The 24253-nt window shown below is 61.5% G+C and carries 24 protein-coding genes; 9 read left to right on the top strand and 15 right to left on the bottom strand.

The features are described from left to right. Nucleotides 1–19: 19 nt before the first annotated feature. From ACKVY0_RS17870 to ACKVY0_RS17845, 6 genes are all read right to left on the bottom strand, one after another. Complete coding sequence (locus tag ACKVY0_RS17870) at nt 20–331, bottom strand: hypothetical protein (RefSeq protein ID WP_409216188.1); 312 nt, start codon at nt 329–331, stop codon at nt 20–22. Next, nucleotides 328–597 carry a DUF433 domain-containing protein gene (locus ACKVY0_RS17865; protein ID WP_409216187.1) on the bottom strand — a complete coding sequence of 90 codons (270 nt, stop codon included), beginning with the start codon at nt 595–597 and terminating at the stop codon, nt 328–330. Before ACKVY0_RS17865 ends, ACKVY0_RS17870 begins: the two co-directional genes overlap by 4 nt. Before the next feature lie 151 nt (nt 598–748). Continuing rightward, nucleotides 749–1162: an HNH endonuclease gene (locus ACKVY0_RS17860; protein WP_409216186.1), complete on the bottom strand. Its 414-nt coding sequence runs from the start codon at nt 1160–1162 to the stop codon at nt 749–751. Then, on the bottom strand, nt 1159–1383 hold the full coding sequence (locus tag ACKVY0_RS17855; protein WP_409216185.1) for a hypothetical protein: 225 nt from the start codon (nt 1381–1383) through the stop codon (nt 1159–1161). The genes ACKVY0_RS17860 and ACKVY0_RS17855 overlap by 4 nt, the downstream gene beginning before the upstream one ends. A 45-nt stretch (nt 1384–1428) precedes the next feature. Next, a complete protein-coding gene (gene tyrS, locus ACKVY0_RS17850; RefSeq protein WP_409216184.1) occupies nt 1429–2694 on the bottom strand; it encodes a tyrosine--tRNA ligase in 1266 nt (421 codons plus the stop codon). A 96-nt stretch (nt 2695–2790) separates the two neighbouring features. Further along, nucleotides 2791–3303 carry a hypothetical protein gene (locus ACKVY0_RS17845; RefSeq protein WP_409216183.1) on the bottom strand — a complete coding sequence of 171 codons (513 nt, stop codon included), beginning with the start codon at nt 3301–3303 and terminating at the stop codon, nt 2791–2793. Nucleotides 3304–3473: 170 nt separating this feature from the next. Here ACKVY0_RS17845 and ACKVY0_RS17840 point away from each other — a divergent pair, with 170 nt between their 5' ends. The 8 genes from ACKVY0_RS17840 (at nt 3474) to ACKVY0_RS17805 (ending at nt 16761) form a co-directional block, all read left to right on the top strand. Then, a complete protein-coding gene (locus tag ACKVY0_RS17840) occupies nt 3474–4457 on the top strand; it encodes an AAA family ATPase (RefSeq protein WP_409216232.1) in 984 nt (327 codons plus the stop codon). Nucleotides 4458–4461: 4 nt separating this feature from the next. Further along, nucleotides 4462–5484 (top strand): DUF58 domain-containing protein, encoded by a 1023-nt coding sequence (locus ACKVY0_RS17835; RefSeq protein ID WP_409216182.1) that lies wholly within the window; start codon nt 4462–4464, stop codon nt 5482–5484. Between the two features lie 160 nt (nt 5485–5644). Then, nucleotides 5645–7747 (top strand): BatA domain-containing protein, encoded by a 2103-nt coding sequence (locus ACKVY0_RS17830; RefSeq protein WP_409216181.1) that lies wholly within the window; start codon nt 5645–5647, stop codon nt 7745–7747. Next, a complete protein-coding gene (locus ACKVY0_RS17825) occupies nt 7744–9912 on the top strand; it encodes a VWA domain-containing protein (protein WP_409216180.1) in 2169 nt (722 codons plus the stop codon). Before ACKVY0_RS17830 ends, ACKVY0_RS17825 begins: the two co-directional genes overlap by 4 nt. Beyond that, nucleotides 9909–12746, top strand: a complete 2838-nt coding sequence (locus tag ACKVY0_RS17820) for a hypothetical protein (RefSeq protein ID WP_409216179.1) — start codon at nt 9909–9911, stop codon at nt 12744–12746. Before ACKVY0_RS17825 ends, ACKVY0_RS17820 begins: the two co-directional genes overlap by 4 nt. Continuing rightward, the gene (locus tag ACKVY0_RS17815) at nt 12743–13387 is read left to right on the top strand and encodes a DUF4159 domain-containing protein (RefSeq protein ID WP_409216178.1); all 645 of its coding nucleotides are present in this window, start codon (nt 12743–12745) and stop codon (nt 13385–13387) included. The genes ACKVY0_RS17820 and ACKVY0_RS17815 overlap by 4 nt, the downstream gene beginning before the upstream one ends. Next, complete coding sequence (locus tag ACKVY0_RS17810; RefSeq protein ID WP_409216177.1) at nt 13371–14720, top strand: multiheme c-type cytochrome; 1350 nt, start codon at nt 13371–13373, stop codon at nt 14718–14720. The genes ACKVY0_RS17815 and ACKVY0_RS17810 overlap by 17 nt, the downstream gene beginning before the upstream one ends. A 40-nt stretch (nt 14721–14760) precedes the next feature. Beyond that, on the top strand, nt 14761–16761 hold the full coding sequence (locus ACKVY0_RS17805; protein WP_409216176.1) for a sulfatase family protein: 2001 nt from the start codon (nt 14761–14763) through the stop codon (nt 16759–16761). On the opposite strand, the gene ACKVY0_RS17800 is transcribed toward ACKVY0_RS17805, so the two are convergent. The 7 genes from ACKVY0_RS17800 to nrdR all read right to left on the bottom strand — a co-directional run bounded on the left by ACKVY0_RS17800 (nt 16736) and on the right by nrdR (nt 21779). Further along, nucleotides 16736–18037: an O-antigen ligase family protein gene (locus ACKVY0_RS17800; RefSeq protein ID WP_409216175.1), complete on the bottom strand. Its 1302-nt coding sequence runs from the start codon at nt 18035–18037 to the stop codon at nt 16736–16738. The genes ACKVY0_RS17805 and ACKVY0_RS17800 overlap by 26 nt on opposite strands. Then, entirely contained in the window at nt 18034–18477 is a 444-nt protein-coding gene (locus tag ACKVY0_RS17795; RefSeq protein WP_409216174.1) for a DUF3592 domain-containing protein, read from the bottom strand. The genes ACKVY0_RS17800 and ACKVY0_RS17795 overlap by 4 nt, the downstream gene beginning before the upstream one ends. Before the next feature lie 70 nt (nt 18478–18547). Further along, complete coding sequence (locus ACKVY0_RS17790; RefSeq protein WP_409216173.1) at nt 18548–19189, bottom strand: class I SAM-dependent methyltransferase; 642 nt, start codon at nt 19187–19189, stop codon at nt 18548–18550. Further along, nucleotides 19189–20376 carry a DUF3419 family protein gene (locus tag ACKVY0_RS17785; protein WP_409216172.1) on the bottom strand — a complete coding sequence of 396 codons (1188 nt, stop codon included), beginning with the start codon at nt 20374–20376 and terminating at the stop codon, nt 19189–19191. Before ACKVY0_RS17785 ends, ACKVY0_RS17790 begins: the two co-directional genes overlap by 1 nt. 100 nt (nt 20377–20476) lie before the next feature. Next, nucleotides 20477–20887, bottom strand: coding sequence for a hypothetical protein (locus ACKVY0_RS17780; protein WP_409216171.1), 411 nt, complete (start codon nt 20885–20887; stop codon nt 20477–20479). 43 nt (nt 20888–20930) lie between these two features. Then, on the bottom strand, nt 20931–21284 hold the full coding sequence (locus tag ACKVY0_RS17775; RefSeq protein WP_409216170.1) for an HIT domain-containing protein: 354 nt from the start codon (nt 21282–21284) through the stop codon (nt 20931–20933). Nucleotides 21285–21290: 6 nt separating this feature from the next. Continuing rightward, nucleotides 21291–21779, bottom strand: coding sequence for a transcriptional regulator NrdR (gene nrdR / locus ACKVY0_RS17770; protein WP_409216169.1), 489 nt, complete (start codon nt 21777–21779; stop codon nt 21291–21293). Between the two features lie 103 nt (nt 21780–21882). On the opposite strand from nrdR, the gene ACKVY0_RS17765 reads away from it, so the two are divergent. Continuing rightward, nucleotides 21883–22425: a flavoprotein gene (locus ACKVY0_RS17765; protein ID WP_409216168.1), complete on the top strand. Its 543-nt coding sequence runs from the start codon at nt 21883–21885 to the stop codon at nt 22423–22425. Here the strand turns inward: ACKVY0_RS17765 and ACKVY0_RS17760 are convergent. Next, on the bottom strand, nt 22409–23242 hold the full coding sequence (locus ACKVY0_RS17760; protein ID WP_409216167.1) for a hypothetical protein: 834 nt from the start codon (nt 23240–23242) through the stop codon (nt 22409–22411). The genes ACKVY0_RS17765 and ACKVY0_RS17760 overlap by 17 nt on opposite strands. A gap of 5 nt (nt 23243–23247) precedes the next feature. Next, complete coding sequence (locus ACKVY0_RS17755) at nt 23248–24243, bottom strand: SMP-30/gluconolactonase/LRE family protein (protein ID WP_409216166.1); 996 nt, start codon at nt 24241–24243, stop codon at nt 23248–23250. Between the last annotated feature and the right edge of the window lie 10 nt (nt 24244–24253).

Genomic DNA, 24253 nt, shown 5'->3' with positions numbered 1-24253 from the left:
CAATGATGTGGAAAGCAGTTCAAAACAAGATGCGATATTCACCGGGCTGCATTTCAGCGACAGCGGAGGCGACTTGATCCGCCAGAAGTTCCAGCTCGGGCCAGAACTGAATGCGTAGTTCCAGAATGGCGATCCGGCGTCCGGTCAGATTCTGCTGATAACGCAGGTTCTGGTCACAGGTGATGAACAGATCGAACTCCGCTTCCGCAGCTTTCAGCAAGTCGCCGTTGCTCAGCGCCGCCCAGCCGAGCTTCGCGGCATGGATGACGGTGTGCTCCGTCAGGTGTTTGCGCAGCGGCCCCGGCGTGCAGTTATCCAGCAGAATCTTCATGCCGCCAGGCCCGGTTCGATGGCCATGCTGAAGGCGGATCGCTGCGCGGCGAAGGCCAGCACATCTTCACACTGCTCCCGGGTCACCGGCGGAAACCAGTCGCAGAACTCGTCGAGCGTGACGCCCTTGCTGAGATTGGAGAACAAAAATTTCACCGGCATGCGCGACTGTTTGAAACACCACTGTCCGGCCATGCGGTCGGGATCACGCCAGACCGCAGCACATTGGGACCAGTCGAACTCATTCATGCGGACAAGTATGTTCATCCGCACCGCCAAAGCAAGTCTGCCAATCCATCACACCCCCCGCCACCCGCACCGTCGCGTAGCTCTTTTTGCCTTTGCGCAGGATGCAGAGCCTGCCGCCGAGAAAATGATCGGCGGTGAGCGTGGGAGCAGCACCGGCGGCTTGGAAGCTTCAAGCTCCTGACGGAAAAAGTCCGAACAATGCCTCTGCCTCGCGCACACGGAGACGGCGAGGATGGTTCAGATCCAGTGCTTGAATCGTGGCACGCCCCGTTGCTGTGATGCCCACCATGCGCCGGTCTTCCCAGACAAACTCGTCCGACCAGCGCTGCCTGCGTGGATGGAAGAGGGCGGCCATCTCCTGTGTGTCCGGATCCAGCACATGCGACCGGTCTGATTTGTGCAGATTGCAGCTTGGGCAGGCCAGCGCGAGATTGCCCTCGGTGGTGGTGCCACCACAGGTGGCGGGGATGATGTGCTCCACATGAAACGTCGCTCCCTGAAGCGACTGGCTCATGCGGCAGTATTCGCAGCGATGTTCCGCGCGTTCTTTCACGAGCACGGCCAAGGCGGCGGGAATAGTCATGCAGGGCGCCTGCCAAGGAGTTGCAATGCCTTGGCGCGAAGCAGTGAGATTTCCTCGCTGAGCGCGGCGAGAGCGGAAAGCTCCTCTTTCTCCGCTGGTTGCAGAAGCCCCTCGGTGTTGCGGTCCATCAGGCTTTGAAGCTGCCTGTCCGTCTCCGGCGGCAGCCGGAAGTCGCCGATGGACTCAATCCAGGATGTAGGTGCTTCAATCGTGGCAGGCATGTCAGGAAGGTGAGGGTAACCTGCCATTTGTCAACGTGACGCCCCTCACGCCCCGGCCACCCGCACTGTCGCGTAGCTCTTCTTGCCTTTGCGCAGGATGCAGAGCCTGCCGCCGAGGAAATGATCGGCGCTCAGCGTCGGCACGGAGCCAGCATCCACCTGCTGGTTGTTGATGTAGAAGCCGCCGCCTTTCATCAAGCGGCCGGCATCGCCTTTGGAGGTGGCGAGGCCGAGGGTGACGAGGAGATCGGCCACCTGCGGGATGTTGGCGAGATCGACTTCGGTGCTGGGAGCAGAAGCGGTGGCTTCGATGAGGGTGCTGACATCGGCGGTGGCGAGATCAGCGCCGCCAAAGAGCGCTTGGGAGGCGAGGATGACTTTTTGCAGCTCGGCTTCGCCATGCACCATGCGGGTGACTTCGGCGGCGAGGCGTTTGTGGCCGCTGCGGAGTTCAGGGCGGGCGTTGTGCTCCGCCTCAATAGCTTCGATCTCTTCATGCGTCAGCAACGTGAACTGGCGCAGGAAGCGCGGCACGTCGGGGTCTTCGGAATTCACCCAGAACTGGTAGAAGGCATACGGACTCGTCTTCGCGGGGTCCATCCAGATGGCACCGGCCTCGGACTTGCCGAATTTTTTGCCCGAACTCGTCGTGATGAGCGGAAAGGTGACGACGAAGGTCTGCTGGCCGCGCAGTTTGCGCACGAGGTCGATGCCGGCGGTCATGTTGCCCCACTGGTCGCTGCCGCCGATCTGCACGGTGCAGCCGTGGCGCTCGTTGAGCACGACGAAGTCGTACGACTGCAGGATCATGTAGGTGAACTCGGTGAACGAGATGCCGGACTCGAGACGAGCGCTGACGGATTCCTTCGCGAGCATCCACGCGATGGTGAAGTGCTTGCCCACATCGCGCAGCAGCTCGACGGCGCTCAATTTGCAAATCCACGAGGCGTTGTCTTCGATGATGGTCTTGTCGGGAATGAGGATGCTCCTAATTTGCACCTCGATGCGCTTCACAAAGGCAGCGACGGTCTCGGGCGTGTTGAGCGTGCGCTCGTTCGCCTTGCCGCTGGGGTCGCCGATCAAACCGGTGCCGCCACCGACGATGGCGATGGCCTTGTGCCCATGCTCCTGCACACGGCGCAGGGCCATGAGCGGCAGCAGGTTGCCGATGTGCAGGCTGTCTGCGGTGGGATCAAAGCCGCAATAGAAGGTCTGCTGCGTCTTGAGGGCTGCTTTGAGGGCGTCGAGGTCGCTGCACTGCTTGAGCAGGCCGCGCCATTCGAGATCGGCGATCAGGTCGGTCGTGGGCATGATGGGAAAAAATGACGAAGGTAGAATTCAGAATGACGAATTCAGAATGACGAGCTGTCATTCGACATTCGTCATTCGGATTTCGTCATCACGCCTTTATGGCGTCGATCCCGGCTCGGCGCGCAGGAGTTGCGAGCCATTGAAGCGTTCGTTGGGCTTGAACAGCCAGCCGGGGCTGGCATTGCTGACTTCCCAGCGGCGCAGTTCGAACTCGGGCAGGACGAGGTTGCTGTTAGGATCAAACACCTTGCGGCCCGTGTAGCGGCCCCAGATGCGGTATTCGGTGTTGTGGTCGTCGCCGTAGGCATAGCCGCCGTCACTTGGCTGCTCCGGCAGGCGGTTCGGGATTTTCTGGTAGCGCTCGTTCATGATGACGAGCTTCGCAGTGTTCCAGTCCTGCCCTGGACTGCGCAGGTAGCCCCACAGGTGCGTGTGGTCGATGTAGAAGCGGCGACCGACGTAAAAGTCGCCACGCGGCTCCATGGCGATCTGCCGACGGCGCACATCGACCGACAGCGCCTGCTGGGGGGAGAGGCCGGTGGTTTCACAGCCGGTGATAAACACGCTGAGAAGAAGGAACAAGGCGGAGATGGCAACGCGGGGCGACATGGTGGCGCGCATTGTGAAGCGTGGGGCCGCTGCCGCAATCAGAAAGGCAGTTTGCGACGCGTCTGGAACATTTGTCTCGTCGCGGCCGTCACGATTTGTTATTCCAAGCAGGAATATTCCAAATCAACTCCTGCGTGAATCCCACCGACTCCCCCTCGAACTCTTCTGCGCTGCCTGATCTCACCCCTGCCGATGCGCAAGCCGTCTTCGAGCAACTCACGGCGGAAATCTCCAAGGCCATCGTCGGTCAGGAAGACATCGTGCGGAAGCTGCTGGCGGCCTTGTTTGCCAACGGCCACTGCCTGCTCATCGGCGTGCCGGGCCTGGCAAAGACGCTGCTGGTGCGCTCGCTCGCGGCCACACTGGGCATGGGCTTTCGCCGCATCCAGTTCACGCCCGATCTGATGCCCGGGGACATCCTTGGCAGCGAACTGCTGCGCGATGAAGGCGGCAAACTGGAGTTTGAGTTTCAGGAAGGCCCGATTTTCACCAACCTGCTGCTGGCGGATGAAATCAACCGCACGCCGCCGAAAACACAGTCCGCGCTGCTCGAAGCGATGCAGGAACGCCGCGTGACCATCGCACGCCGCACGCGTGAGCTGCCAGCGCCGTTCCTCGTCGTCGCCACGCAGAATCCCATCGAGCACGAAGGCACCTATCCCCTGCCGGAAGCGCAGCTCGACCGTTTCATGTTTTCGCTGAAACTCGAATATCCCGCCGCCACCGAGGAGGTCGAGATCGTGCGCCGCACCACGATGGGTGAAATGGAGGAACTGCAGCCTGTCACCGACGCCGAGACGCTGCTCGCGCTACAACGTCTTGTGCGAGCCATGCCGGTGAGCGATCACGTCATGCAATACGCCGTCGCTTTGTCCACCGCCACACGTCCGCATGTCGCAGGTGCCTCGAAGGCGGCGAAAACCTACATCGAGTGGGGTGCCGGGCCGCGTGCCTCGCAATATCTCGTGCTTGGCGCGAAGGCGCTGGCCTTGCTCAAAGGCAAAGCGACCCCTGAAACCAGCGATGTGCGCGAAGTCTGCTCTGTGGTGCTGCCACACCGCATCGTGCCGAACTACCGTGCCACCGGCGAAGGCCATGACGCGCATGCGATTGTCGCGATGGTGCTCAAAGACGTGCGCGAACCGGCTTATTGATCGCATGAAGCAGGACGCCACCTTCGCCGACATGCTCCGCCTTGCGAAGCAGGCACCGGCGTCATGGAATCGTCCGCCGCCATTGCCTGCCGCGCTCAAAACCGGCCAGCCGCCGCCGATTCCGCAGAAGAATCTCTTCACCAGCCAGTTCCTCAATCCCGGCGAACTCGCCCGATTCGAGAACCTCATGGTGTTTGCGCGCACCATCGTCGAAGGCTGGTTCGCGGGCCGTCACAAGTCGCCGCACTTCGGCTTCAGCGCCGAATTTGTCGAGCACAAGCCCTATGCACACGGTGACGACATCGCGCACATCGACTGGCGTGTGTATGCGCGCACGAAGAAGCTCTACTCGCGCAAATACCTCGAAGAAACCGACATGACCGTGCATCTGCTCGTCGATGCGAGTCCGTCGATGGACTACACCGGGCCGAAGCGTGAGCGCAAATTCTCCCGCGTCGCCCGCATCGCCGCCGCGCTGGCCTACTTGATGATCCGCCAGGGCGACAAGGCCGCCATCGGCCTCTTTGCCGACGGCATGATCGACCAGGTGCCGCCGGGCGGCACGAAGCGCCACATTCATCGGCTGCTGCAACTGCTCGAACGTCCGCCAGTGCCGGGCAAACGCACCAACATCCCGCGTGCCTTACAGCAGGCCGCCGCGCAGATGCGCAAGCGTGGCCGCATCGTCATCCTCTCCGACTTCCTCGGCACCGATGTGGACGCGATGTTCGATGCGCTCGGCCAGTTCCTGCATCGCGGCTTCGAAGTGATGATCCTCCAGGTGCTCGATCCCGATGAACTCGACCTGCCCGCCGTCAATGTGGCACGCTTTCGCGACATGGAGACCCATCAGGAAGTTCAGGTCGAGCCGGAGGAAATTCGCGCCGCCTATCAGCGCGAACTGAAGGCCTTCACCGACGGCATCCGCCAGCACGCCATGGGCCGCCGAATCACTTACGAGATGGTTTCGACCAAAGCGCCCTATCTGGAGGCCATTGAGGCCTACATGGGTTTCAGGAGAAAATGATCTCGATACTTTCACCATTGCACTCACATGCACGCCATCCTGTTTTCGCATCCTTGCCTCGATAGTGCTCAGTGCTCAGTTCAAATGTCCCCGCGTTCCATCGACTGAGCACTAAGCACTGAGCACTTTGCCTCAAGCGCCCCAGGCACTCATCCCCACCATGGTCTTCCAAAACACGGCACTGCTCCCTTACCTCCTCCCGCTCCTCGCGGTGCCGCTGGTGATTCATCTGCTGAACAAGAAATTTCCCAAGCTCGTGCTGTTCCCGTCGGTGGAGCTGATTCGCCGCAGCATGGCGCAGCGCAGCAAACTCATGCGCTGGCGGCATTGGCTGCTCACGCTGGTGCGCACACTTGTCGCATTGCTCGCGCTGCTGGCGTTCTTGCAGCCGTTCATCGCCCGCTTCGGCCAGCCGCCGCCCACACCGCAGGGGAAACGGCATGTCGTGCTCATCCTCGATCATTCCTTCAGCATGGAACAGCCGGACGGTCTGATGTCGCTGCGGTCGCGTGCGGGTGCGGAAGCCATGCGCATCCTCGATTCGCTCGGTGCGGAAGATGAGATGCAGGTCATCGCCGCCGCGCGCAGCAGCAACGCCTGCTTCACCGGCTGGTCGCACAATCACGCCGCCGCGCGTTCCTTCATCACCGCGCTGGGGCCGGGTTATCAGCGTGCGGATTTCGCCAAGGCCATGGATGCCGCCGCCGCGCTCATGCGCGATGTCACCGGCACTGCGGAGGTTTATTTCATCTCCGACTTCCAGCGCACGAACTGGTCGGATGCCAGCTTCGCCGCGCTGCCCAAAACGACGCGTGTGTTCTTCGTCGCCGTCGGTGATGCGGCCAAAGCGCGCGGCAATCATGCCGTCACGCAGGCGGAGATTGTCTCCGGCACGGTACTGGCAGGCGGCGAGGTCACGCTGATGGCACAAATCGCCAATCACAGCGCTGCTGCCCTCGATGAACCCATCGAAGCCGTCATCGACAACCGCATGACCTTTGAGGCACGCGTCAAAGCCGCGCCGTGGTCCGTTCAGCGTGTGCCGCTGCAAATCCGTGCCCCCGGTCCCGGCTGGCACACGCTCGTGGTGCGCTTGAAAAATGGCGACTCGCTGCCGCTCGATGACGCCTTCCATCTGCCGCTGCACGTCACCGAGAAAGAAGAAGTCCTCATCGCCACCGATGAACCCGCCAGCGCTCTCACCACACGCTTTTTGGAGGCGGCGATCAATCCGTATGCCGGCAATGCCGGTTCGCTGCTGCCACGGCGCATAGAGGCCTCGAAACTCACGCCCGCCGATCTCGCCTCGACGACGAAACTCGTGCTCACCCGCGTGCATGAGCTGCCGCAGTCGCAGATTCGCGCACTCGCGGACTACATGAAGGCCGGTGGCGGCACGCTGTGGTTTCTCGACGGTTCACACGATGCCAGCAATGCTCGTGCACTGGCGGAATGGTTCACGCAGCCCGAAGCCGTGCCGCTGCGGCTTACGCTGCGGCGTGATGCCACCGCACCCGGTGCGGAAGGCGCGCAAATCGCACGCGGCATGTTTGACTCGCGTTTTCTGCGGCTGTTTCGCGGTAGTGCGCGTGATGCGCTCGCGCAGTTGTCGTTTTACGAGCTGTGGCAGGCCGCGCCGGTCGAACGCGCCGAAATTTTGCTGACATATGCCGACGGCACGCCCGCGCTCGCGCATGGTAGCCCCGGACTCGGCACGCTGCTGATGTGCAATTTCTCCGTGGCCGAAATCGCCAGCAATCTTGCCCGGCAGCGTGTTTTTCCGGCGTGGATTCAAGAGATGACCGCCCAGCTCTCCGGCGAACGTGCCGCCGCATCACGCTTCGAGCCGGGCGATGTGATGGATGCCGAAGCGTGGATGCGCGAGGTGCAGAACAACGAATTCACCAGTCCTGCGGGTGCGGCCACCGTGGCCACACGTGCTGCAAGCGGCGAACGCGTGCAGCTCACACTCACTGCACGCGAGCCGGGCTTCTACACGCTGCTCGATGGTAAACAACGCATCGCCGCGCTGCTCGCTGCAAACATCGCACCGGTGGAAAGTGATCTGCGCGTGCTGGAGGGCGGCATTGCCCCGCAGCAGGCTCAGCAGGATGCCGTCAGCGCCAGTCAGATCGTCGCCGGCACGGATTATCATGAGTTGGCACGCGGCGCTTCGGTGTTTCACTGGTTTGTCTGGGCCGCATTGATCATGCTGGCCCTCGAAACACTGCTGCAAACCAAGATTCGGAGGACCGTGGCATGATGCAGTTCGATCCCGTGCCCGGCTGGCCACAGTGGTGGATTCTCACCGTGATCTGCCTGCTGTTTTTCATCGTGCTGGGCCTGCGCAACGCGCTGCGGCTTGGCACCGGCAAAGCCCTCGTGCTCACTGTGCTGCGCACGCTCGGCATCACGTTGCTGCTGCTCATTTTGCTGCGCCCGGCACGGCGTGAAGAACTGCCGGAGGAGAAAAAGGATCTCGTCGTGCTCGCGGGCATCGACACCTCCGCCAGCATGCAGCAGACCGATGCGAACAACGCCAAGCGCATCGACGCGGCCACGCGTCTCATCGGCGACTCGGGTCTCGACGACCCAAGACTACGCCTGCGGCTCTCCAGCTTCGACGATGAGGCACGCGGCACCAGTTTGGAGCAGCTCACAACCTTGCGTGCAGAAGGTCGTGACACGCGCATCCACAACGCCGTCACCACGATGCTGCAAAACGTGCGCAAGGATGAAAACGCCGCCGCACTGCTGCTCATCACCGACGGTCACGATTTCGAGATGACCAGTGCCGCGAAAACTGCGCTCGCCGCCCGTGCTCGCGGCGTGCCGATCTACACCGTGCCGCTTGGAGCTGCGGGACAGGTGCGCGATGTCAGCCTGCGCATCGCGAATTTCCAGCCATTCTGCTATGTGAAGCAAAAGTGCCGCATCAGCGCCGTTGCGCGTTTCACCGGCTGCGAAAACGAACTCCTCACCGTGCAGCTTTTGCGCGACGGCAAGCTCATCGAGTCCAAACAGCTCTCCACGCGCCAGGAAGCCGAGCTGCCGGTCGAATTCGTCGTCAGCGAGGAAAAAGCGGGCCAGATCGAGTACGAAGTCCGCGCGCTGCCGATCTACCGCGAAACCGAAAACGCGAACAACAGCGCGATCACCTATTTGAATGTGCTCGACGACAAACTGCGCGTGCTGCTGCTCGAAGGCGAACCGTACTGGGACACGACGTTCCTCCAACGCTCGCTGATGCGGAACGATAAGATCGATCTCGATGCCGTGATTCAATACGCACCCGGCAAGTTGCGCCGCATTCGCAAAACACCGGGCCAGGACGACCTCAAACTGCCCACCACTCGCGAGGAATTCGAGGCCTACGACATCATCCTGCTCGGCGCGAAGACCGGTGAACTGCTGCTCCAAGAACAGCAGGCCGCGCTCGTCGATGCCGTGCGCGATGGCGGCGGTGCCGTCGTCTGCCTGCGTGGGCAAACCGGCCTCGATCCCAGTGCTGCGGCCATTTTGGAGCCAGTGGTGTGGGAGGAGACCGCGCCGGTTACTGGTGATTTTCAGGTGCAGCGTGAAGGCCGCGCGCTCGCCCCATTTCAGCTCATCAACACCTTCCGCACCGGCCAGCATGTCCTGCCGCCGCTCACCTCGATGCTGCGCATCAAAGAGAAGCCGCCGCTCGCCGCCTCGCTGGCCGTGACACGCGACAACGCCGCGCAGATCGCCGCCGATGTGTTCATCCATCGCCCCGTCGGTCGTGGCCAGTCGCTCGCGCTCGGTGCGCGGGACTGGTGGCATTGGGCGTTTCAGAGTGCGGACGCAGCTCGCGATGCGTTGTTCGACCGCTTCTGGGACCAGGTCATCATCTGGCTGCTCGCCAGTTCGGAGAACGTCTCCGGGGCACAGCACCGCCTGCGTGCCAGCACCGCGAATTTGCCGCTCGGCCAGGAGATTTTTCTCCGATTGCAGTTCGAAAAGGACAGCAAGCCCGCCGGACCTCCCGTGCTCGAAGTCACCACCGGTGACGAAGCGCCCGCACCGATCACGATGACCGCCACGGACAATCCGCTCCAGTTTGAAGCCCGCTACGTGCCGCCGAAAACCGGCCGCTTCCGTGCGCAGGTCACGCTGCCCGATGGCACGGCGCAAAGCGCCCGCTTCATGGTCTTCGAGGAAAATCGCGAAGCCGTCGAAGTCGCCGCCGACCGCACCTATTTGAAGAAGCTCGCCGAAAGCAGCGGCGGACGTATGCTCGAAGCCGCCGAGGTAAAACCTTTCATCACCAGCCTCAAAGACGCCCTGCGGCCCGGCGAAGCACGGTTCCGGCTCGTCAGCCTGTGGGACCGCGCCTGGGTGCTGTATTTGATCCTTTCCTTGCTCGCCTTGGACTGGTACCTTCGCCGCCGCTGGGGACTCACATGAACGCTTCATCCTCCAACGATTCACTCACGCAGGTCATGTCGCGGTTGCGGCAGGCGGATCGCGCCTGGCAGCAGCAGCGCGCGATGATCTGGCTGCTGCGTGGCGTGCAGTGGGCCTTACTCGTGGTCGTCGTACTGCTGGCGGTGGATGTGTTTTTGCATCTCGATGCGCCGTTGCGGCTGGCGCTCTCATTGATCACGGCGGTCGCTTCGCTGGGTCTATTCGCGTGGCTGGCGCATCAGGCGTGGTTCTTCACCAATCCGGCGGAACGCACGGCACGCCTGCTGGAAAGCCGCGAGCCGGAACTCGGCTCGAAGCTCATCAACGTGCTGCAATTGCAGGAGAAATTCGCGAACGCAGAGGGCTTGACCCGCACGCTGGCGGCGCAGGCCGTGAATGATGCTGCCGCCGGAGTACGCTCGGTGCGCTTTCTGCCGCTCACACGCGAAGCAGGCACCAAGAAGCAGGCATGGCAGGCCCTGTTTGCCTTCACCGGCTTCATCATCGTCTCCCTATTCACGTTTCAGGCCTTCATCACGACGCTGATTCGCTTTGTTGATCCATTCGGCGATCATCCGCCTTACTCGCTCACGAGTCTGTGGCTGGAGGAACCGGCGCAGACCGGCGCCAGCGTGCTCTACCGCGCCAGCTTCACCGTGAAGTGCCGCTGGTCCGGCCATGATCCGAAAGAGTTGTTCCTCACGGCGCATCCGCCCGGCGAGCCGGAGAAAGCGGTGACGATTCCGCTGTTCGCGCTGGAGCAGGGCGTGTTCGTGCAGAAGATCGAGGACGTGCGCACGAATTTGCTCATTCACGCGCATACCCGCAACGGCTGGAGCCGCAGTCGTGCGCATCCGCTCACGGTGTTGCTCACGCCACAGTTCCTCGCCGCATCCACGAGCATTGCGCCGCCTGAATACACCGGACTGCCGGCGAAGGGCGGCGAATTCGGCTTCAGTGGTCTTCAGGCACTCAAAGGTTCGCGTGTCACCTTCCGCATCGCGTCGAATCGTCCTCTAAAAGAGGGCGTCATCACGCTCACCACCGCGTCTGGCAAGCCGCAGACGATTCAACTGACGCCGGACGCGAAAAAACCGGATGAAGTCACCGGTAGCTTGATCGCTGACAGCTCTGGCCGCATGACGTTCGCGCTCACCGACATCGGCGGCATTCCGTCCGATGCGGAAAAGAGCAGCGCCTTCACCGTCACGCACGATCTCGCGCCGCAAGTCGCGATTGCCGAGCCGGCACGCGATGGGTTTCTCGTCATGGGCCATCCGCTGAACGCGCGCATCACCGCGAGTGATGATTACGGCCTCAAGTCAATGCGCGTCCACTCGGCGCGTAACGAGCAGTATGCCACGCCGGTGGAGCGCACGTTCAAGGAGATCACACGCAGCGATGTCATCACCCTGCCGCTCACCGAAGGCGTGAAGGCGGGCGATGTGATCACGCTGTTTGCCGAGGCCATCGACACGCATCCCAGCCCGCCGCATGTCGCGCGTTCCGAGACGCGGCGGCTCACGGTTATTTCCAAGGAGCAGTACAACGACTTCCTGCGCCAGCAGCACGACATCGCCGATCTGGAGGCCAAGTACGCCGCTTTGATGGATCAGCATCAGGCGCTGCTCGATCAGCAGAAAAAACTGGCCGAGGAAGCCAAAAAACCCGGCGACAGCAAACAGCAGGAGGCGTTGCAGAAGCAGCAGGACAAGCTCAACGAGGAGCTGCTCAAGTCCGCCGAGCGCATGGAGAAGTTTGTGGCCGAAGCACCGCTCTACGAAGTGGAGAAAAGCTTCCAGGACGATTTGAAGAAGGACGCCCAGGCAGTGCGTGACTCCGTAGCCGCCAATCAAAAGGCCAATGCGGCCAAGCCGGACAGCCAAGCCTTCGCCCAAGAGGCCAAAGAGCATCACGAGCGCATGGCCGGGGCGCAGCAGGAGGCGCAGGAAAAAATCGAGAAAGCCATCGCCGATCTCGCGCAGATGCAGGAGATCATGAAGGACTTCAACCGCTTCAAGATGCTGTTCGAGCAGCAGCAGCAGGTCACCGCGCAGACGGAGCCGTATGCACAAAAAACCGCGCCATCTGAGACGGACCAGCTCGCCGTTCAAGATCTCGGGGCGAACGAACGTGCGATCGGCGATGAACTGCGCGAACTCGCGGAAAAACTGCGCGCAGATGCCGCCGCTGCGGAAGCCAAATTCCCCAAGGCCGCCTCCAGTGCGCTTAAGCTCGCTGATGCGATGGAAGACGTGCGCATGGACCACCTTGCCGCGAATGCCGCGCAGAAAATGCTCGGCGGTGATGGCAAAGGCGGCCATCAAGGCGCGCAGCGGCTCGAACAGGAGATGCGCGCGCTGTTTGGTCAATGCAAAGGCGGTGAAGGCGAGATGAGTGATGAGCTGGACCAGTTCATGTCGCTCTCGGAATGCATGAAGCCCAGCATGGGAGCCGGCAGCCAGTTCCAGCAGATGATGCAGAGCAAAAAATTCGGCAAGGGCAACGGCAAGTCCGGTGCGCAAGGCATGGGCATGGGCGGGTTCATGATGGGCGATGATCCGGCGGGATCGCAGAATGTGTATGGCGCGGAATCGACGCTGGGTCGCGTGAACAAAGGCATGGGCGAGGGCCAGACTCCGCCTGGCACCGATCCCACCGCCATGCCCGCGATCACCAAGAGCGATGTCAGCACCGGCGCGACTGAAGTGAACCGCGCCACTGACGCCATGCCCGCCGCCACGCTCATCGAGCAGTATCGCGGTCTCACCGAAGCCTACTTCGACCGCATCACCGGCAAGCCGAAACCACTCGCGCCGGAGACCAAGCCATGAAATTTGCCGCCATCCTGATGTTTGCCGCCGTGGCAGCCGCCGCCGAGCCGAAACCGTTCCACATCACCTGTGGGAACCTGGTGTATTCGATGGATGAAAAGACCTCCGTCTGCTTTGCCGACTATTTTCTTGGTGAAACGGCACGCGTCACCAATCTGAACATCGAGCCGAACTTCCTGAAGCTGAAGCTGGGCGATGACGAGTTGTTCACCACGCCGTTCTGCGTTTTCACCGGCACGGGTGACTTCAAACTCAGCGAGAAGGAGCGGGCGAATCTTCGCGCCTACCTGCAACGCGGCGGCTTCATCGTCGCGAGTCCCGGCTGCTCCGACAAGCCGTGGGTGGCGGCGTTTCGTCGTGAGATCGAAGGCACGCTGCCGAGCACGCCGATGCAGACCATTCCGATGACGCACCCGATCTTCGACATGGTCCACAAGGTGCCGCAGCTCCATCTGGAAAAGAAAAAGGGCACCACGATGCTCCAGGGCATCGTGATCGACGGCCGGCTCGCGCTGGTGTTCTCGCCGGAAGGATTGAACGACACCGACCACACGAAGGGCTGCTGCTGCTGCGGTGGCAATGAAGTCAGCGAAAGCATGCTCATGAACATCAATCTGCTGGTCTATGCGCTGCTGTATTAGCCTGCTGCTGCTCCTCAGCGCGTGCGACAAACCCGCGCCACCACCCGCAGCGGCACGCAACGTGCGCGTGCATCTCACCTGCGATGTCACCGGCCGCATCGAGCCCTGCGGCTGTTTCAGCGGCCAGTATGGCGGCCTGTCGCGCACGCAGACCGTGCTGCGGGCCGAGGGCAAACCTTCGCTGCGGGTTGATGCGGGCGATGCCATCGCTGGGGCGGAGGATTTTCACGTCATTCAATACCGGCATGTTCTCAAAGCCTTCGCTGATCTCGGCTTCCACGCGATCAATCTCGGCCGGCGTGAAGCTGCGTTGAGCGTGGAGACCTTGCGCAGCCTCGCCAAGGATTCGCCGGTGCCGTTGGTGAGCGCGAATGTCGTCGATGCGCGCACGCTGGAGCCGGTGGCGCGTCCTTGGCTGCATGCGAAGGTCGATGGCGTCACTTACGGCATTCTGGGCATCGTTGATCCACGTTCCGTGGGCGAAACCGGTCTTGGCGAAGGTTTGCAGCTTCTCGATCCCGCTTCAGCCATCACCAAACATCTGCCAGAGATGAAGCAGGGTGCCGATGTTCTCGTGCTGCTGGCCTTTGCCAAAGAAGACCGCATGAAGGAGCTGGCAGCGCAGTTTTTTGAGTTCCAGCTCATCCTCGGCGGTGATGTGACGCAGCCTTCGCAGGAGCCGGAGCGCGCGAATCGCTCTCTTCTGATGGCCACGACCAACCAAAGCCGCGCGCTCGGCTTTTTCGAAGCGCAATTGGCCGCGAACGGCACGTTGGACAAACCGAAGCAGAAAATCATCTTCATGGCCGACAACATCCCGCAGGACGACGGCATCATCACGCATGCGGAGGCGTATCGCGCCGAAGTGCGCACGGCGAAGCTCACCATCGACGACCCGCAGCGGGTGCGTGGCGATGCTGTGCCTGGCGTGCGTGTCACGGCGAAATTTACTGGGAGCGAGTCGTGTTCCGCCTGCCATGCCGAGGATTACGCCATCTGGCAGAAGAGCGGCCACGCGCACGCCTTCGACGCACTGTTGTATCGTCAATCCGACGCCGATCCGAACTGCATCGCGTGCCACACCATCGGCTTTGGCAGCGAGAGCGGCTATCGCCGTGAGTTTGCCGGCAAACGCATGACGCATGTCGGCTGTGAATCCTGCCACGGCCCCGGCAGCACGCATGTGGAGCAGCGCACGCTCAGCAAGGAACCCACCTTCAAGTTCCGCCCGCTGGCCGCCGCCGACTGCACCACCTGCCATCACGGCGAATTCAGCCGCACTTTTGAATGGGACGAGTTCTGGAAGCTCATTGCTCACGGTAAGAAGAAGTGATTCGATGAAAGTCGGCGCGCATCGCCTTCGTCAACGGGCCATGCGTTTTCTGCTCTCTCTCGTTCTCCTCGTTTCATCCACCTTTGCCGCTGAGCGTCCCAATGTCGTCGTCATCCTCAGTGACGACCTCGGCTGGGGCAGCGTGGGCTGCTACGGTGCTGATCCAGCGCTGGTGCAGACGCCGAACATTGACCGCATCGCGAAGGAAGGCCGCCGCTTCACGGATGGCAACACGACCTCGTCCGTCTGCTCGCCCACGCGTTATGCGATGCTCACCGGCCGCTATTGCTGGCGCACGTCCCTCATCAGCGAAGTGCTGAGCACGGTGGCACCGCTGCACATCGAACCGACACGGCTTACAATCGCGTCGATGTTCAAGTCGCAGGGCTACAACTGCGCTGCGGTCGGCAAATGGCATCTGGGCTACGGCACGGCGGAGCGCTGCGATTTCACGAAGGAGCTGAAGCCCGGACCGCTTGAGGTTGGCTTTGATTACCACTTCGGCGTGCCTGCGAATCACGGCGACCTGAGCGGTGTGTATGTCGAAAACCACTGGGTCTATGGTTTGAACAAGGACAGCCCATCCTTGCCGAGTCCGCCGTATGTGACGATGGGCCAGCAGAAGGGCAAACCGACCAAGACACTCGATTTGAATGCGCCGAAACGTGTTGATGAAACCGTGATGGAAACGCTCACGGACAAAATCGTGAACTGGATCGGCCAGCAGAGTGCGGAGAAGCCCTTCTTCGTCTATTTCACACCCGTGGGCGTGCATAACCCGATCACGCCGTCGAAGCAGACGGCGGGCAAGAGCAAGGGCGGGCCGTTCTGCGACTTCATCAGTGATCTCGACCTCAGCGTGGGCCGCGTGCTGGATGCGCTCGACAAACAGGGTCTCGCCAAGAACACGCTCGTGCTTTTCAGCAGCGACAACGGCGGCGTGAACAAGCTGGAGAATGCCAACCTCGTGCAAACGGATGCGCAGAAGGCCGGATTGAAGCCCACGGGGCCGTTTCGCGGCGGGAAGCATGATGTTTGGGAAGGTGGCTTCCGCGTGCCCTACCTCGTGCGCTGGCCCGGCCATGTGCCCGCTGGCACCGTGTGCGATGAAACCGTGAGCATCGTCGATACCATCGCCAGTTTGGCCGCGATCACCGGCTACAAGCTGCCGAAGGCCGACGTGGCCGCAGAAGACAGCCACGATGTCTCGAAGGCATGGCTCGGGGCGAAGTATGAGGGCCCGCTGCGCCCCGATGTGATCGTTCACAGCGCCGATGGCAACTTCGCCATCCGCAAAGGTGCGTGGAAGTGGATTGAAGGCGTGCCCGCTGATGATGTGAAGCCTGCGGCGAAGAAAGCGCACGCAGCGCAGTTCAAGCGCCAGCTTTACGACCTCAAATACGACATTGCCGAGGTCACCGATGTGTCCGCGCAGAATCCCGAGGTGGTGAAGGATCTCGAAAAGCTGCTCAACCGCTATCGTGATGGCGGTTACAGCCGCGAGTTGCCGCCTGCGGACGTGAAGCCGAAGCCCCCATTTGCCGAGCTGCCACCGCTGAAGAACTCCGAGCCGCTCGATTTGAAAACGTATCGCGGCAAAGACTGGGCCGCGCGTGATGACGCGATGTTTGGCAAAGCGGACGACAAAGGCGCACCGCTCACCGGTCCGGTGAAGATGCAGGACGGCGTGCTCGAATTCCAAATCCGTCTCGGCGAGGCAGATCGCCACTCGCTGCGCATCCACACCGCCGGGAATGCCAAGAGCTACCGCATCGTGCTCTCCCACGCGAATCTCGACATCGCAGTCAATCCGCCCACGAAGGACCAGGAGACAATCCAGCTCGCCAAGCAGCGGGTGAAGTTCAAAGCCAGTGACTGGCAGACGATGCGCCTCACGTTCCTGAGCGACGAACTCACCGTCGAGTTCGTCGGCACGACGACCAAGGCGAAGCATGCCGTGTTCGCCGAATCGAAAGAGCAGCTCAACTTCATCGCCTTTGAGGGCGAAGTCGGCATTAAGCAGGTGTTACTGGCGAAGTGACGCCGCCGCGAGCGAGCGCCACCGTCAACGGCAGCCAGAACAAGAGTCCTTCGAAGCGTGGGGCCGTTGTCAGCGAGGCGAGTGATTCACCATCGAAAAGCAATCCGCCGCAGCCGAAGGCGAGCAGCGCGACCCAGGTGGCATCGCCTTGAACCGAGATGCGCCAGGCGCGGCGAACTCCGCAACCAAGCAAGGCGAGCAACAGCACGGCACCGATGAGGCCGCCATGCACGAAGGTGGCGAAGAAGGCGCTGTGCAGGTGTGACATGATGCGGTCATCGAGCGGCTGAAGCTCGCACTGCCACACATCGCGCACGCCCCACTGGCCGGTGCCGAGCCAGAGATTGTCCATCGCGTTCCAACCGGCGCGGTAGATGTCGAGGCGGCCGTTGTCGCCACGTTCCACCACCTTGTGAAAATGATGGGTGATTATGACAGCGGCCGGTTTGTCCTGCCGGGTGCCGTTCTCGGCCAGCAACGACGCACTGGTGAAGTAAATCGTGCCGGTGATGAGCAGGACGCTCAATGCGGCGGCGCCACGCCGCCAGCCGCGAGCGACAAACAAGACCGCATGACCGCACACCAGCGCCAGCATGGCGCCACGACTGCCAGAAAGAAAGGCGGCGAAGTGCAGCAACATGATGGTGGCCCAGACCAAGCGGCGCGGCAGCAAGGTGGAATGATTTTCCACCAACGCTGAGAGCCAGACAGCGGCGAAGCCGAAGATCAAGCCGGTGCAGACCGGATTGAGGCCGCCATGCACGAGCAGATTGGTGAGACGCTCGCCCGCATGATGCCCAGGCAGCACAAAATACGACAGCACGATGCTCACCATCGCCGCGAGGCCGCTCGTCATGCCCATGACCCAGCCGATGGTGTGTAGAGCCTTGCTATTACCAGACTGCTGCCAGACGAGAGCGCAGAACAGCACAAGCAAGCTGACTCCGACCATGCCACGCTGCCATTCCTCTGGTGTGCAGGCATCGCTGGAGCTGGAGCGCAGTGTCATCCACAGCAGAAATGCAGCGGTGAGGAGCAAACCGGTGTCTGCATGCTTGCTAGCAAATACCTTGGTCCAGTCCGTCCACCCCACGGCGCACATTCCGACCACGCACAACCAGCCAAGATGCAGCCAGTGATTTGGCAGCCAGGAATGACCGGTAATGAAGCCAGTGATGGCGATTTGAGCCGCCAGCACACCACGTTGGGAATCTGCTGACGAGTCATGCCACCAAGCGGCGTGTGAAACCGGGATCGTGGTGGCGGGATGATTCATGCGGAGAAGAGGCCTGTCGCGAGCAGTGCAAGCAACAGGGCGAAACCTGTCGCTCCCAGCGCCGAGCCCTGCCAGGGCATGGGCTGTATGACGGCCTGGGCTGGATCGCCCGGATGGTAGTACACCGGCAGCTCGGGGTGTTTTTGGCAGCGGGAGATGAATTCGGAGGTGAGGCGCTCCGCATTGCGGACGGCCTGGTGCGTGAATGTGCTGCTTTCAAACACGCGATCGCCCACGGCATAGGAGTAACGCAGCACGGGATCGTAAAGCAGAGAGCCTTCGAAGGCCTTCCGTTTGCCACGACGCATTTCCGCCGTGAGAACGCGGCCTTGCGTGCGGCACCAGCGCCGCATAGACCAGGCGAGGCCGAATCGGCGTGCAAAGTGGATGAAACCAACCAGCGCGAGCGCGGCGGCAAAGAGCATGATGATGCTAGTCATGGTGGAGCTGGCTGACGAGACCCCAAGATGCGGGCTGTTCACAGCAATGCATGAAACACTATCGCCACACTCAGCGCTGCTTGCGGCCAATAAAGATGCCGTAGTTCCAGACGCCGCCATAGGCGGTGAAGCGTTCATCAAGCAATGGCGTGAACCGCCGACTCAGATGCGGCCATAGGTGGCTTTCCATACGCACATGGTTCACCCCCATCCAGCGGCGGAACCACGAGAAGCGTGAGTGCGAAAAATCCACGACGGCGATGAGGCCGCCCTCGTCCAGGTCGTCCCACGCGGCATCAATCGCCTGCTCCCAGCCTGGATTGAACATGCTGAGCGCATACGAGAAGAGTACGAGATCAAAGCCTGTGTGCCCGGTGTGAACAGGAGCCGAGTAGGAGCGGCGCAGCAGTGTGGTTTTGTCATCACGCACCTTTTGTGCAGCGATGGCGAGCATCTGCTCGGACAAATCGACTCCGGTGATCTGCGCCTCAGCAAAACGCCGCCGCAGGCCGGGCAGATTGCGCCCGGTGCCGCAGCCGACTTCGAGAATGCGGTGTGGGGAGGTCAGACATCCGACGCGGCGCAGGATTTCCTCGCGCCCGAACAGGAAGCTCCAGCGCGTGGCATCGTAGATGCGCGAATGAAAGCGGTAGTAGCGCTCCAGCGCTGTTCCCGGGCCTGCGGCGGCAGCATTCGTCGAAACCGTGCTCATCACAGAACCTCCGCGAAATGCAGGCTGCCGTAAGTGCCGACGCGGTCGAGTTGATGCAGTGCCTCGGTGCGTTCGGGGAAGAAGCGCAGCCGGGCGCGGATGGATTCCGGTATAAAACTGAGATTGAGACCGGCCGAACGCATCAGTATTTTTGCGCCAGGGGCGCTGTTGGCGAGGATCAGCTCCCATTCATCGAGCAGGGCCGCCGTGTCGTGTGCGGCGAGCCAGTCCTGATGATCCAGCAGCACAAAGTGCGTGTATTGGCCGGGATGTTCGCGCAGGAAGTTGGAAACCGTCGTGGTGTAGCTCTTCAACCGATCCACGCGTGCCTGAAGCGTAGCGAGATTCTCCTGCTTCAAGTAATTCGGGCAGCAGCCCAGCGTGTAGGAGCCCGTCATGTACACGCGCCAGAAGTAATTGTCCGCGATGGGCAGCTCGGTGAAAACATGACGCAGTTTGTCCTTCACGTAAGAGGTGAGACCGCCGGGATAGGAATCCTGGATGAGTTTGATCTGCGGCCGGGGCACGCCGAGCAGCGTCATCAGCGTAGGCTGGCGCAGCAGCCAGTTGCTGAATGGCCCCCAGACTTCGCGCTCGAAGAGATCATAAGCTTCGCGCTGCTCCTGAAGCGAGCGTGCATCGAGTAGGCAGGTGGCGAAGTTTTTCACGTTTGGCCGCAGCTTGAAGAGCGCGTTGCCCATCACCCACGCGGCGATGCCGGAGGTGCCATGGTAGTAGAAGGATTTTTTCAGGCTGGCGGGATTGAAGAAGCCGATGCGCTTGTCCCAGAACTTTTGCGCCGGCTCGGACAACGAGCGGCGCACTTTGCCATAGACTGCGGCGTATTTGGGATGCGAGCCGAAGCCGAACATTTCGAACAGTTCTTCAAAGTCGCCTTGGCGCAGCAGCGCCTGCTTGAGCTCCAGCAGCGCGTTTTGGCGGTAGTTCATGTCCACCGCGTGAATCTCCGCCGGATCATCGAGCAGGTAGTCGAGCGCGTTGCAGCCAGCACTGGTGATCATCACCACGCGGCTGTCACGGTCCAGCTTCATCAACTGTCGGTCGAGCCGTGGATCCTCCCACGCCGTGTTGTAGATGAGGTTGGAATTGTGAACATGGCGGAAGACCATGTCATGGGCCGATTTTAAAACGCGAGCAGGACGGCGGAGCGGTGATTCTTTCAGCATGGTCACGGAGGTGAGCACATGTGTTGACTCGAAAGAGTCGTTCAGGCCAGCAAACGAGTGTGTTTATTTCGTCACACGTCATCGCATCTGCCCCCTGGGATCAGTAGAGCAGAAAGCCGATCTCACTGTCCGTGAGCTGAGACGTGTCATCGACGGCAAGCAGCGCCTGCGTGTCGTAAGTCGCTTCCCACGGCGTCTCCGCCGCCGGCAGCAGCGGCAGTTCCGGCACGCTCTGCTGCACGAGCTGCGGCTCGGATGCAGGCTGAATTTGAGAAATCACCAGCGCCAGAGCGATGGCGGCCACGGTCACGGTGGCGAAGGCCCACTTGGCCGCAGGAGTCGCTAACGACACGTCTTCCCACCAGTGGCGCAACGCGGCGAGCCAACCACGATCCTGCGGCGTCTGACGTGCGGCCCGGACTACATTCTGGGTGAAATTGGAACGCGCCTCAATCTTGCGGGCCTGGGCCAGCAGCTTGGTGATCGGGTCTTGCAGTGAAAACGGTTCCATGATGTCAAAAAAACCGCCTTGGCGGCCTAAAGTTGCAAAAAAATCAGCCCGGCGGCCATGCCAGGCTGCGCCCGGCCAGCAGATGGACGTGCAGATGCGGTACGGACTCGCCTGCATCGGCACCGTGATTGATGACGAGGCGAAAACCCTTACTGCGGTCTTTAATGCCAAGTTTTTCGGCGATTTTGCCTGCTGCGAGCAGCAGAGCGCCCAGTGTGGCCTGATCTTCCGTGACAGCCTCACCGACACGGGGGATGAGCTTCTTTGGCACGATCAGGATGTGCGTCGGGGCCTGTGGATTGACATCGTTAAAGGCAGCCACCAGCTCATCCTCATAAACGAGCGGAGCGGGGATTTCGCGGTCGATGATTTTTTGGAAGATGGTCTTGTCGGACATGGCGGATTAACGGAATAGCTCAGGCTGCCGCCCATCGCGTGGGCGGCGTTCGCCGAGGCTCTTGATTTCGTCGATGAACTCGCCCACGTCCTCAAACTGGCGGTACACCGAGGCGTAGCGCACATAAGCGACGTGGTCGATGGCTTCGAGGCGGCGCATCACCTTTGCACCGATCACGGTGCTGGGGATTTCGCGGTAGCCCTCCTCTTCGAGTTCGTTGGCGATGTCGTCCACGAGCTGTTCGAGATGCTCCATCTTCACTGGGCGCTTCTCGCAAGACTTGCGCACCCCGCTCAGCAGTTTGTCGCGGTTGAAGCTCTCGCGTGCGCCATTGCGCTTCACCACGCGCAGTTCCTCGCGCTCGACGATCTCATAGGTCGTGAAGCGAAAATCGCACTTCATGCACTCGCGGCGGCGGCGGATGGCATGCCCTTCCCGCGCCTCGCGTGAGTCGATCACTTTATCCTGGGAACTTCCGCATTTCGGGCAGCGCATGCTGTGGGGGTTGGGGCCGCGAATGTGCTTTCTTGCGGGCGTGAAGGCAAGCGCGTTCGTAGTTCGAGCTTTAGCCCGGCATTTTCCGCGTTATCGTCGCCAAATGTCACGCATCATCCTCGGCGTCACCGGTTCCATCGCCGCTTACAAGGCCGCAGACCTCGCCAGCCAGCTCACCAAAGCCGGCCACGTCGTGACGTGCGTTTTGACCCAATCCGCGCTCGAATTCGTCACGCCACTGACTTTGGGCACGCTGTCGAAAAATCCGGTCATCACCGACCTCTTCGCCGAAAAGGAAGGCTGGCAGCCAGGCCACATCCAACTCGCCGACGAGGCCGATCTCCTCCTCATCGCCCCTGCCACAGCGAACATCCTCGCTTCGATGGCCCACGGCTTCGCCAACGACGCCCTCACCGCCATCGCGCTAGCCACCCGTGCGCCCATTTTGATCGCCCCGGCCATGAACGGCAAGATGTGGCAGCATCCGGCCACGCTGAAGAATGTGGCAACGCTGCGCGGCTTCGGTGCGCAGTTCGTTGAGCCCGCCGAAGGCATGCTCGCTTGTGGTTACGAAGGCGTCGGGCGGCTGGCGGAGGTCGAAATGATCCTCCAGGCGGTCGAAGCGGTGCTCAGCGCGAAGAAGTGACCCGCTTCAGCCATTCGCGGACTTTGTCGCGAGCAAGACTTGGGCGCAACGTCCACGCATCGTTGTGATTGCGAAATCCAGTGCTCATGAAGGTCAGATCGGCGTTCGGCAGCAGCGGGCGGAGGTAGGCTTCGGTCTCCTGCGCGTTCGCACCTTCACCGCAAATGAACTGCGGGCGGTTTCCGAGCCGTTTGAGCCGAACGAGCGCCGATGCGCGATCTGAGCCGGGATACGGCCACTTCTTCACGCCGTCGTAGTGGCTGTAGGCAAAGAAGGCGCACCACAGCTTGGCGGTTTCGTCGTCGTGAAGGCCAAGATAGTTGCAGGCGATGGCTCCACGTGAGAAGCCGCAGAGCACGACTTTCGATGCATCGCCGCCATAGCCGCTGCAAACGGATTTCACGGTTTCACGCAGGTGTTTGAGCGTCGGTTGTGGATCGTAAGCAGGCGCGTCGCCCCACCACTTGATGGCGATTTGATCGCCTTTGGCGTTCAGATACGGCACGCAGAGCCAGATGAAGCCGCGACCGGCAGAGAGGCCGTAGCCGAGGTTGCTGCCTTCGGGCAGGCCGGTGCTCACATCGCCATATTTGTTCGTGTAGCCGCCGTTGCCGGCGAGTTCGACGATCAGCGGCTGCTTCGCGCCCGCTTTCCAATCCGTGGGCAGATAGAGCACACTCAGTCCGTGGCGGACGCGTTTTCCGGGACTCGGTGAATCTTCGCTGAGAGCCGGAACTTGGAGATCTGCAGGCACACTGCTAATATCCGGCAGCTCGGCAGCGACTAGCAGCGAGGGCAACAACAATACCGAGAGCATGGCCTTCATTTCAGCGGCACGCTCCAGAGATGACCACCGGAGGTGATGTAGAGGGTTTTGCCGTCCTTGCCGCCGAAGGCGCAGTTGCAGGCCTCGTCGGGCGCGGTGGGGATGAAGTCGATCAAGCAACCGGAGGGCGAGAGGATATAGCAGCCGGCCTTGAAGCGGTTCGTTTCATATTCCGTGGCCTTGTTCGTGCCAGCGGCGACGTAGATGCGGCCAGCGGCGTCCATCTTCATGCCGTCAGGGCCGCGACCGTCTTTCCAGTCGAAGATGACTTTCCGCGTGCCGGACTTCACATCGCCGTTTTTGTCCAACTCGTAGCGCAGCAGCTTCCGCGAGCCGCCGTGGGTGTTGTTATTGTTGTCGGCGATGTAGAGATAACGGTCGTCCGGTGTGATGAGGATGCCGTTGGGGCGTTCCGCACCGTCGCAGAGGATACGGGTGATTTTGCCGGGCAAATCGATGCGATAGACGCCTTCGACTGGAGTGAACTTCCGCTGAACTATTTCACCTTTGTCATGGTGCTCGCCCAACTCATTGTCTGCCGGACGAAGCTCCACAATCTCCATCCCCTCCCGTGATCCATAGCGCGGATCGGTGAAGTAAAGGCGGCCCTTGGAGTCCATGCAGAGGTCATTGGGCGAGTTGAAGCGCTTTCCTTCGAAACGATCCGCCAACACGGTGATGCGACCATCTTTCTCCGTGCGGGTGACGCGGCGCAGGCCGGACTCGCAGGCGACGAGGCGACCTTCGTGGTCAAAGAGCAGGCCGTTGGAGGCGTTGTGGCGGAAGACAGTCGTGCGGCCGTCCGGTCCCATGCGGTTGATGTGCTTGCCGTCGGTGAAGTAGAGGGAGCCATCCTTCCAAGCCGGTCCTTCGCCTGCGCCGATGAGGCCGTGGTCCTTCGGCACCGCGCCGGGCACGATGGGCGAGCGCATGGATGAGCAGGAGGCCAGAACAAGGATAACGGCGAAGTTGGAGAGTGAGCGGAGGTGCATGAAGGGCATG

Source organism: Prosthecobacter sp., assembly GCF_046154365.1.
Lineage (GTDB): Bacteria > Verrucomicrobiota > Verrucomicrobiia > Verrucomicrobiales > Verrucomicrobiaceae > Prosthecobacter.
The sequence above is the reverse complement of the archived record's forward strand: the minus strand, read 5'-3'. Positions and strand labels throughout refer to the sequence as shown.

Excerpts from the sequence above, each read along its gene's own strand:
- ACKVY0_RS17870 (WP_409216188.1), bottom strand. The coding sequence starts at position 331 with ATGAAGATTCTGCTGGATAACTGCACGCCGGGGCCGCTGCGCAAACAC.
- ACKVY0_RS17830 (WP_409216181.1), top strand. The coding sequence starts at position 5,645 with ATGGTCTTCCAAAACACGGCACTGCTCCCTTACCTCCTCCCGCTCCTC.
- ACKVY0_RS17805 (WP_409216176.1), top strand. The coding sequence starts at position 14,761 with ATGCGTTTTCTGCTCTCTCTCGTTCTCCTCGTTTCATCCACCTTTGCC.
- ACKVY0_RS17820 (WP_409216179.1), top strand. The coding sequence starts at position 9,909 with ATGAACGCTTCATCCTCCAACGATTCACTCACGCAGGTCATGTCGCGG.
- ACKVY0_RS17800 (WP_409216175.1), bottom strand. The coding sequence starts at position 18,037 with ATGAATCATCCCGCCACCACGATCCCGGTTTCACACGCCGCTTGGTGG.
- ACKVY0_RS17775 (WP_409216170.1), bottom strand. The coding sequence starts at position 21,284 with ATGTCCGACAAGACCATCTTCCAAAAAATCATCGACCGCGAAATCCCC.
- ACKVY0_RS17790 (WP_409216173.1), bottom strand. The coding sequence starts at position 19,189 with ATGAGCACGGTTTCGACGAATGCTGCCGCCGCAGGCCCGGGAACAGCG.
- tyrS (WP_409216184.1), bottom strand. The coding sequence starts at position 2,694 with ATGCCCACGACCGACCTGATCGCCGATCTCGAATGGCGCGGCCTGCTC.
- ACKVY0_RS17785 (WP_409216172.1), bottom strand. The coding sequence starts at position 20,376 with ATGCTGAAAGAATCACCGCTCCGCCGTCCTGCTCGCGTTTTAAAATCG.
- ACKVY0_RS17825 (WP_409216180.1), top strand. The coding sequence starts at position 7,744 with ATGATGCAGTTCGATCCCGTGCCCGGCTGGCCACAGTGGTGGATTCTC.
- ACKVY0_RS17760 (WP_409216167.1), bottom strand. The coding sequence starts at position 23,242 with ATGCTCTCGGTATTGTTGTTGCCCTCGCTGCTAGTCGCTGCCGAGCTG.
- ACKVY0_RS17815 (WP_409216178.1), top strand. The coding sequence starts at position 12,743 with ATGAAATTTGCCGCCATCCTGATGTTTGCCGCCGTGGCAGCCGCCGCC.
- ACKVY0_RS17855 (WP_409216185.1), bottom strand. The coding sequence starts at position 1,383 with ATGCCTGCCACGATTGAAGCACCTACATCCTGGATTGAGTCCATCGGC.
- ACKVY0_RS17795 (WP_409216174.1), bottom strand. The coding sequence starts at position 18,477 with ATGACTAGCATCATCATGCTCTTTGCCGCCGCGCTCGCGCTGGTTGGT.
- ACKVY0_RS17835 (WP_409216182.1), top strand. The coding sequence starts at position 4,462 with ATGAAGCAGGACGCCACCTTCGCCGACATGCTCCGCCTTGCGAAGCAG.
- ACKVY0_RS17865 (WP_409216187.1), bottom strand. The coding sequence starts at position 597 with ATGAACATACTTGTCCGCATGAATGAGTTCGACTGGTCCCAATGTGCT.
- ACKVY0_RS17860 (WP_409216186.1), bottom strand. The coding sequence starts at position 1,162 with ATGACTATTCCCGCCGCCTTGGCCGTGCTCGTGAAAGAACGCGCGGAA.
- ACKVY0_RS17780 (WP_409216171.1), bottom strand. The coding sequence starts at position 20,887 with ATGGAACCGTTTTCACTGCAAGACCCGATCACCAAGCTGCTGGCCCAG.
- nrdR (WP_409216169.1), bottom strand. The coding sequence starts at position 21,779 with ATGCGCTGCCCGAAATGCGGAAGTTCCCAGGATAAAGTGATCGACTCA.
- ACKVY0_RS17765 (WP_409216168.1), top strand. The coding sequence starts at position 21,883 with ATGTCACGCATCATCCTCGGCGTCACCGGTTCCATCGCCGCTTACAAG.
- ACKVY0_RS17845 (WP_409216183.1), bottom strand. The coding sequence starts at position 3,303 with ATGTCGCCCCGCGTTGCCATCTCCGCCTTGTTCCTTCTTCTCAGCGTG.
- ACKVY0_RS17755 (WP_409216166.1), bottom strand. The coding sequence starts at position 24,243 with ATGCACCTCCGCTCACTCTCCAACTTCGCCGTTATCCTTGTTCTGGCC.
- ACKVY0_RS17810 (WP_409216177.1), top strand. The coding sequence starts at position 13,371 with ATGCGCTGCTGTATTAGCCTGCTGCTGCTCCTCAGCGCGTGCGACAAA.